Here is a 7,567-nt window from a genome sequence, read left to right as displayed (position 1 = left end):
AATATTCAGCAGGAAACTCATCAAAGCTTCTGAATTCAAAACCACTTTGGTACATTTTTTCCTGATTAAAATCAAGACCAACTTCCGAAAGCAATTCGTATTCCATGTCCACCTCAATCTGGTCGCGCCACCAAATATTTTCCTCTTTTTCAAACTTTAGCAATTTTCTGAAATCATCTACTTTGTAGGTTAGAATCTTTCCTTTTGGCATCGCTTTATTGAAAGTTCCCACGCCTATGTAACGAGACATTGCATTACGCATAGAACCCAATGTGAATTTTTTGTCCAAACTGTATTTGTCACTTATCACTCCCATAATGTCTGGGCTTCCAAGTGTTGCTATAAAAAACGGCTCAAACCATTGCAACAAATAAATCGCATTGGAATGCGTCTTGTCAAATTCATTATAATCAACTATCCTGCTGTCTTCGGTCAATGAAGGCAAGGTAATATGAAAATGATAGGTACCATTGTTAAACAAAACAAGGTTTTCCTGATTCGTCATAAACATATTAAGACCGTTGTTGTAATCCGGAAAATTCAGTTTTCCGTTCAATACAGAGGATTCATTGATTTTATCGAGGAATAATTTTTTGGTTGCCTTTAGCTCTTTACAGGAATCGGCTATCGTTCGGTTTTCAAAATATTTGGTTACAAATTCAATGGAATCGCCATCAAAATGTACTGAACCCATCGTTTTATTTCTTTGGGTAATCATACTCTGAATATTGTACGGTTGATCCTCAAGGAAAAGTTCCATAATGGATTTCCCAAGATATTCAGGGTTTTCAAGTGGTTGTGCGTTTACCTCAGCAGTTTCTGTAGTTTTAACAGCTGATAATGTTTTATGTTGGTAATTTACATCTAGTTTCTCTAGTGAATGACTATTAATCATTCGGCTTACTTTGTAGTTTTCATTCAAACCAAAAGCCTTTTTCAATATAGGAGCCAAGCTTTCAGGTTTGTAGCATTTTCTATAATCAATACTGTATTTCTCAAAACCAATTTTTTCTTGTATAAACTCACCAGAAACTATTAGGGATTCTTCAAATTGCATGTAGGTTTCGTTTTCTAATCCTATTCCCCAATAATATTTTTTTGTCTGATTGTCTTTCATTTATACTAATTTTCTTTTTATGGTTGATTGAACTTTTGAAATCTTTTTTTTCGGAAATAATAATCTAATCTGCTAGAAATCGAAACAGAAACAGTCCTTCAAACGGATTCAACAAATTATTAAATCCATTCTCTTATTTTTAAATTACAGGAATTTATTTTCAGTCTCAGAAATTTACACTTGAATCGACTGAACGATTGATAAAAAGTAAAATTTTATAAAGGGGGTTATAAAATCACTATTGTCATTAATCACTTTTATATCAATAATTTAGGCAGATGAATAGCCATATTATGACTTTTGCTTTCCTTGTTTTTTCCAAGTTGCAAAAGTAGCTCATTATTATCGTATTTCCAAGAAGTTAATTCATTGAAAATCAATAACAAAACAAAATTATTAAGTTGTAAGATTTATAGTTTGGTTTTATTCGTGGTAATAAAACACATAAGAGGAATATAACTCGTCATTCCACCAGTCTTTTCTAACTTCCGAAAAGTAGTTGTAATTAATCTTCCCCGCTTGTGATTGCAGTGGATATACTACAATACCATTCTCTCTATATGCTTGGTGTAAATCTGTTTCGGGAACTACAGGAACGATATGTCCGGAGAGTCCTTTTTCTTTTCTTTTGGCGCAAATTATTCCAATTCCGCCATTGGCATTCACTTTATTTTGAATTTCTTCAGCGGTAAACATTCTTTCCCAACCAAAATTGGCTCCCCATTCCAAAAACCAATCGTGTATCGCACTGGAATAAATCCGATCAACGGTTTGTTCAAAAATAGCTTCCACTTCTTGTCCATCCAATACTTTTTCCAGAGCGTCATCCGTCCACCAAACAGTAGGCAAATATACTTTACAGAAATGACAATAATCGTAAGAATACACATTACAGTAAGTATCTTCTACTGTTCTTTGGTATCTAAGATTTGTCTCAACATCTAGCTTTTCTATAATTCTGCCAATACTTTCCCGCTTACTTGCAGAGTCAGTCAAATCCCTAAACGGAATGCTAGAATCCTCAATAGGTCTTTCCTTCATTTCCATAGAATCCAAACGTGATTCCGGATCGGGCAATAAATCTGCTTCCTTTATTTTGTTATGCGCAATGGAATCCTCAAGTGTTGGCATTGAATATATCGAATGGGTATCTTTCTTCATTTTGATTGATTTGAATCAATTGTTGTGAGTCTGTGGTTGCTTAAAACCACTAGTACATCCTTACTCTGAAAATCTTTTTCTAAAAATTTAAATGTAATCAAAAAAACCACAAATGGAAATTTAATTTCACTGCAAATCTCCGATAAATATTTCAGCTAACTCAATAAAAGCAATGCATTATTTTTTAGGCTTAGATCCCATATAAAAAGTTAATTTACTTCCGGCCGTAATATCACTATGGTTTATAAACAAAGTAGGCAAAGATTTGCCGTTTAGCAGGATTTTTTGAACGTACACATTATTGTCTTTTTGGTTAATTACCTCAACGGTAAAAGTTTTTCCATTTTCTAAAGTCAGCACTGCGTTATTCACCAAAGGTGACCCAATTGCATATTCATTTGAACCCGGAGCTACCGGATAAAAACCTAAGGAGGAGAAAATATACCAAGCACTCATTTGCCCGCAATCATCATTTCCGCCCAAACCATCTGGTGTTGGCTTATATTGCATTTTCATAATTTTCCGAACCTGAGATTGCGTTTTCCAAGGTTGGTCTGTCCAATTGTAAAAATAGGCAACGTGGTGTGCGGGTTCATTTCCGTGAACATATCCACCAATTATTCCTTCGCGGGTAATATCTTCTGTATGCGCAAAAAAAGAATCTGGCAGATGCATAGTGAACAAAGTATCCAAACGAGATGCAAAAGCGGTTTTACCTCCCATTTTGGCAATCAGTTCAGTTGGATTGTGGGGAACAAAAAAGCTGTAATTCCAACTATTCCCTTCAATAAATCCTTGCCCCTCAGTAGACATTGCATCAAATTTGTCTTTAAAAGTCCCGTTGGCCAGTTTGGGTTGCATAAATCCTGAAGCCGAATTGTAATTGTTTTTCCAATTTTCTGATCGTTTTAAAAACTCATCGTAAACATCCTGTCTGTTCAGCTTTTTTGCCAATTGGGCAATACACCAATCATCGTAAGCATATTCCAACGTATTGGAAACTGAAATTCCGCTTTTTTCTGCAGGAATAAAACCCAAATCCATATAAGAACCAATGCCTTCATAATCGCGATGTTTGGCAGTCGTAACACAAGCGTTCAGCGCTTCGTTTGGGTCGCCATTATAAACTCCTTTCAATATTGCATCAGCAATTACCGAAACGCTATGATAGCCACTCATACACCAATTATCATTAGAATAATGAGACCAAATAGGCAACATATGCAAAGCACTTTGATTGTAATGTGCCATCATCGATTTTACCATATCATTACTGCGCGTAGGCTGAATTATATTAAAAAAAGGATGCAAAGCACGATAAGTATCCCATAAAGAAAATGTGCTGTAATTGACAAAACCATTGGCTGTATGATTGTCCTGATCCAAACCTTTGTATTGACCGTTTATGTCAGTATAAACGGTGGGATTTATAAAGGTGTGGTACATCGCGGTATAGAAATTCACCTTGATATCTTCTGGAGCTTCAATTTTGATTTTATTTAGTTCCGTGTTCCAAGACTTTTGAGCCTCAGCTTTTACTTTTTCAAAATCCCAACCTTTTATTTCCGCTTGTATATTCTCTAAAGCATTTCCTTGGCTTACAGATGATAATGCAAATTTTATTTTGATTTTTTCGGCCTCATTGGTTTTAAAATCAAAATACACACGAACCTTTTTCCCTACTATTTCTGGGAAGTTTTTTGTTTGGTCAAATTTTCTCCAGAACCCACGGTACGGCTGCTTACCATCATAATTTTCCTGACCGTAATTGACAAATGGTTTTGAAAATGACATAGCAAAATATACGGTTCGGGTTCGTGCCCAGCCATTCGTTTGACGGTAGCCAGTAATCAAAGTATCGTTCACCACTCTCACATAAGTCCAAACATTTTTTTCATCATAATTGTAAATGCCAGCCATTAAATCCAGAATGATATGACTTTCATCCGATTTCGGAAAGGTGTATTGATGCATTCCAACTCTAGTGGTTGCCGTCATTTCGGCAATGATATTGTCATCATCAAGTTTGACTTTGTAATAACCTGCTTCTGCGATTTCGTTGGAATGAGAGAATGCCGAACGATACCCGTCTTTTGGGTTTGATGCCTTTCCCGGATTTAATTGCAACTTACCTTGTGTTGGCATTACCAAGAAATCACCAAGATCGGAATGTCCCGTCCCATTAAGATGGGTGTGACTGAAACCTACAATTGTTTTGTCTTCGTATTTGTATCCCGCACAATATTTATATACTTCACCATTGTATTTCCCGTTCAATTCATACGAAATTGTATCTGTTTCCGGGCTTAATTGTACAGCTCCAAACGGAACTGTGGCGCCGGGATACGTATGACCCATTTTTTCGGTACCGATTATGGGTTTTACATATTTAACTAAATTTTCCTGTGCATTACTAAAACTAAAATGCAGTAAGAGAATAACAGAGAATGCGTATTTCATTTTTTTAATATTAAATCAGTTTTTTAAATAATTGCCTAAATTTTATGGTTTGGCGACTGGAATGGCTGCTTAAATATCTTTCTTGTCAATCCATTTCCCCACTGTTGGCGCGACATAACTTTCCATTTTGTCCAGAAGATCATCGATAGTATCGCTTACCAAAAGCATTTGTCGATTTACTTCTTTCAAAAGGCCTTTGTCCGTCATTGTTTGTATAAAAACAATCAAAGCGTCAAAATAACCATCTACGTTTAAAATGGCAATCGGTTTTTTATGCAATCCAAGTTGTCCCCAAGTCAACATTTCGAAAAGTTCGTCCAATGTTCCGAAACCACCTGGCAGAGCGATTACGCCGTCGCAAAGATCATTCATTTTGGTCTTTCTTTCGTGCATAGTGTCCACCAAAATCAATTCGGTTAACTGCTTGTGAGCAATTTCTTTTGATCTCAAAAAATTAGGCAACACGCCGATTACTTTTCCGCCGTTGTTCAAAACACCGTCGGCAACAGCTCCCATAAGTCCAACGTTGGCACCGCCATACACCAATTCAATGTTTCGTTTGGCTAATGTTTGTCCAAGCAAAGTTGCTTGAGTGGTATAGATTTCCTCGGTTCCTGAACTAGAACCACAGAATACTGTTATTCGTTTCATTTTTAGTACTTAGATTTTAAATTGACTGTTATAAACCGTTTACATCTTCCTGCTGTTTGCAAATATATTTCACTGCACTATTACTATTTGTCATAATTATAAATCCAAAGAGCGTTCTTAGAAAATTATAAACCAAGTAGGATAAACCATTGTAGTTTCTTAATAGTACTTTTTGTTGAAAAAACTCAATTCCCTGTTGACAAAGAACTGGTAAACCCTGAATAAAAATATAGCCCCCAATTAGAATAACAACTATTTGTAAAACAGTATAACTTGAAATATTCAAATCAATTTTTTCTTGCGTAAAACCTTGATCAAGCTTTAATTTTTCAACTACCCAGTTAGTTTTGAAAATAAAAATGCGGATTATAAAACAATAAATTAAAACTCCCAATAAAGTAAACAGCCAAGTCCAAATCAAACTTTCCCAATTTAAATCACCATCAAAATATGAAAGTGAACCGTAAAGTTGAGGGATTATGTAAAAACAATTGACTAAAAACCACAAACCAATTAACTTTATAATGATGCTCCAAAATGTCTTTATTTCCATATTTTCAAGTTTTTGATTTAATCCAAATCTATTTCTAAAATAATTTGAACTTAATTGTGTTTTTATGATAAACACGAGCGGGATGCTCGCGTTAGCAATAGGGTTGTTTGGTCTGACAAACGCTTAGTTTATCTTTTTTCAAATATAGGAAATTATAATTATAAGCTTACTAAGTGAGATTTTGGCTTGCTATGGCAGTTTTCACTCTCCGCCCAGTAAATAGGACCTCCGAAGAAAAAACAATGCCCTGATACGTGCTTCGGAACGCCTGATACGAGCTTCTGAATGCCTGTTGCATGCTTCGGAACGCCTTTTACACACTTCGGAATGATTGCTGTACCCTTCGGAACGACTGTCACATACTTCGGACTGCTTAGTATCCTCTTCGGACAAGTTGCTATATACTTCGGAAAGCAAAAACATAATGATACAATCAAAAACTACTATTATCTTGGTGTGAAAAGCGATTTGTTTGGTTTCAAAAACTTAATTTTGCCTCTCTTTAATACCTAAAAATAAAATCTATGTCTTTTCAACCTGTTTTTGATGAATTTTGGGAAAAAGTAAAAGAAAGCATCGCCAATAAAACCTATGCCAAACTGACTTTGGCCAAAACCATAGGCGATACTGATTTGAAAAATATTTATGTGCGTCCCGTTTTGAATGATGGAGTTTTTAGCCTTTCGGTTACGGCGCGATACAAAACGGAAGAAATTGAAAGTTTCCATTCGCTTGACGAGGCCTATCTTGTTCTGGCACCTTATATGAATAACCCATTCCTAACAGCGCTTTTGTTCACCACCGAAAATGACATCACTTTCAAACTGAACAAAAAACGTGTTGGAAGTATCATCGAACAAGCACCTACTTTTAAGAATGCTTCGGATGTTATTCTGGAAATGAAAGAACTAGGAATGTAGATTTCAGGTTGCAGGCCTCAGATTTCAGAATGAAGGCAACAGATCGCAGGTTGCAGATTATCATTTAATCGATTCAAAAAATCTGAAATCTGAAATCTAAATTCTGCAATCTAAAGTTCCCCGTCCCATTCGGCATAAAACTGTGCCAGAAATCCTTGCATATAGTGATGCCTTTGTTCGGCTATTTGTTTACCGGTTTCAGTATTCATTTTGTCTTTCAACAACAACAATTTTTCATAAAAGTGATTGATTGTCGGTGTTTGACTGTTTTTGTATTCTTCTTTGCTCATGTGCAAATTTGGTGCGATTTGAGGATCATACATGGTTCTATTCTTAAATCCTCCATAATTAAACGCTCGGGCGATTCCAATTGCCCCTATGGCGTCCAAACGGTCCGCATCCTGAACGATATCCAATTCAATGGATGTGAATGTTTTTTCGGTTTTTCCGCCTTTAAAAGAGATATTATCAATAATTTGGATAACATGTGAAATAATAGTTTCCGATACGTTTTCACTTTCCAAAAACTCACGAGCCACTTTTGGCCCCACAGTTTCATCACCAGCGTGAAATTTACTGTCGGCTATATCATGTAGCAAGGCACCGAGTTTAACAACGGTTTCGTCACAGTTTTCTCCTCTGGATATTAATAATGCATTCTTATACACCCTTTGAATATGAAACCAATCGTGACCTCCTTCGGCG

At 35.9% G+C, this 7,567-nt stretch carries 8 protein-coding genes; 2 read left to right on the top strand and 6 right to left on the bottom strand.

Features of this window, described 5'->3' with window-relative positions:
- From VFS71_RS07225 to VFS71_RS07205, 5 genes are all read right to left on the bottom strand, one after another.
- A partial coding sequence (locus VFS71_RS07225; RefSeq protein ID WP_326400257.1) for a hypothetical protein occupies positions 1-1,117 on the bottom strand: 1,117 nt, incomplete at its 3' end.
- Between the two features lie 423 nt (positions 1,118-1,540).
- Positions 1,541-2,278, bottom strand: coding sequence for a hypothetical protein (locus VFS71_RS07220; RefSeq protein ID WP_326400256.1), 738 nt, complete (start codon positions 2,276-2,278; stop codon positions 1,541-1,543).
- A gap of 177 nt (positions 2,279-2,455) precedes the next feature.
- The gene (locus VFS71_RS07215) at positions 2,456-4,738 is read right to left on the bottom strand and encodes a GH92 family glycosyl hydrolase (RefSeq protein ID WP_326400255.1); all 2,283 of its coding nucleotides are present in this window, start codon (positions 4,736-4,738) and stop codon (positions 2,456-2,458) included.
- A gap of 69 nt (positions 4,739-4,807) precedes the next feature.
- Positions 4,808-5,389, bottom strand: coding sequence for a TIGR00730 family Rossman fold protein (locus VFS71_RS07210; RefSeq protein WP_326400254.1), 582 nt, complete (start codon positions 5,387-5,389; stop codon positions 4,808-4,810).
- Positions 5,390-5,417: 28 nt separating this feature from the next.
- Positions 5,418-5,942, bottom strand: a complete 525-nt coding sequence (locus tag VFS71_RS07205) for a hypothetical protein (protein WP_326400252.1) — start codon at positions 5,940-5,942, stop codon at positions 5,418-5,420.
- A gap of 285 nt (positions 5,943-6,227) precedes the next feature.
- Here VFS71_RS07205 and VFS71_RS07200 point away from each other — a divergent pair, with 285 nt between their 5' ends.
- Positions 6,228-6,455 carry a hypothetical protein gene (locus VFS71_RS07200; protein WP_326400250.1) on the top strand — a complete coding sequence of 76 codons (228 nt, stop codon included), beginning with the start codon at positions 6,228-6,230 and terminating at the stop codon, positions 6,453-6,455.
- An 11-nt stretch (positions 6,456-6,466) separates the two neighbouring features.
- On the top strand, positions 6,467-6,862 hold the full coding sequence (locus VFS71_RS07195; protein WP_326400249.1) for a hypothetical protein: 396 nt from the start codon (positions 6,467-6,469) through the stop codon (positions 6,860-6,862).
- Positions 6,863-6,972: 110 nt separating this feature from the next.
- On the opposite strand, the gene VFS71_RS07190 is transcribed toward VFS71_RS07195, so the two are convergent.
- Positions 6,973-7,567, bottom strand: a 595-nt coding sequence (locus tag VFS71_RS07190) for an HD domain-containing protein (protein WP_326400248.1), incomplete at its 5' end; no start/stop codon positions are given.

Source organism: Flavobacterium sp. (assembly GCF_035760125.1).
Lineage (GTDB): Bacteria > Bacteroidota > Bacteroidia > Flavobacteriales > Flavobacteriaceae > Flavobacterium.
This window is presented reverse-complemented; position numbering and strand designations above follow the sequence as displayed.

What these genes read in the sequence shown, in the direction of transcription:
- VFS71_RS07220 (WP_326400256.1), bottom strand. Translation starts at nt 2,278, where the DNA reads ATGAAGAAAGATACCCATTCGATATATTCAATGCCAACACTTGAGGAT.
- VFS71_RS07215 (WP_326400255.1), bottom strand. Translation starts at nt 4,738, where the DNA reads ATGAAATACGCATTCTCTGTTATTCTCTTACTGCATTTTAGTTTTAGT.
- VFS71_RS07210 (WP_326400254.1), bottom strand. Translation starts at nt 5,389, where the DNA reads ATGAAACGAATAACAGTATTCTGTGGTTCTAGTTCAGGAACCGAGGAA.
- VFS71_RS07205 (WP_326400252.1), bottom strand. Translation starts at nt 5,942, where the DNA reads ATGGAAATAAAGACATTTTGGAGCATCATTATAAAGTTAATTGGTTTG.
- VFS71_RS07200 (WP_326400250.1), top strand. Translation starts at nt 6,228, where the DNA reads ATGCCTGTTGCATGCTTCGGAACGCCTTTTACACACTTCGGAATGATT.
- VFS71_RS07195 (WP_326400249.1), top strand. Translation starts at nt 6,467, where the DNA reads ATGTCTTTTCAACCTGTTTTTGATGAATTTTGGGAAAAAGTAAAAGAA.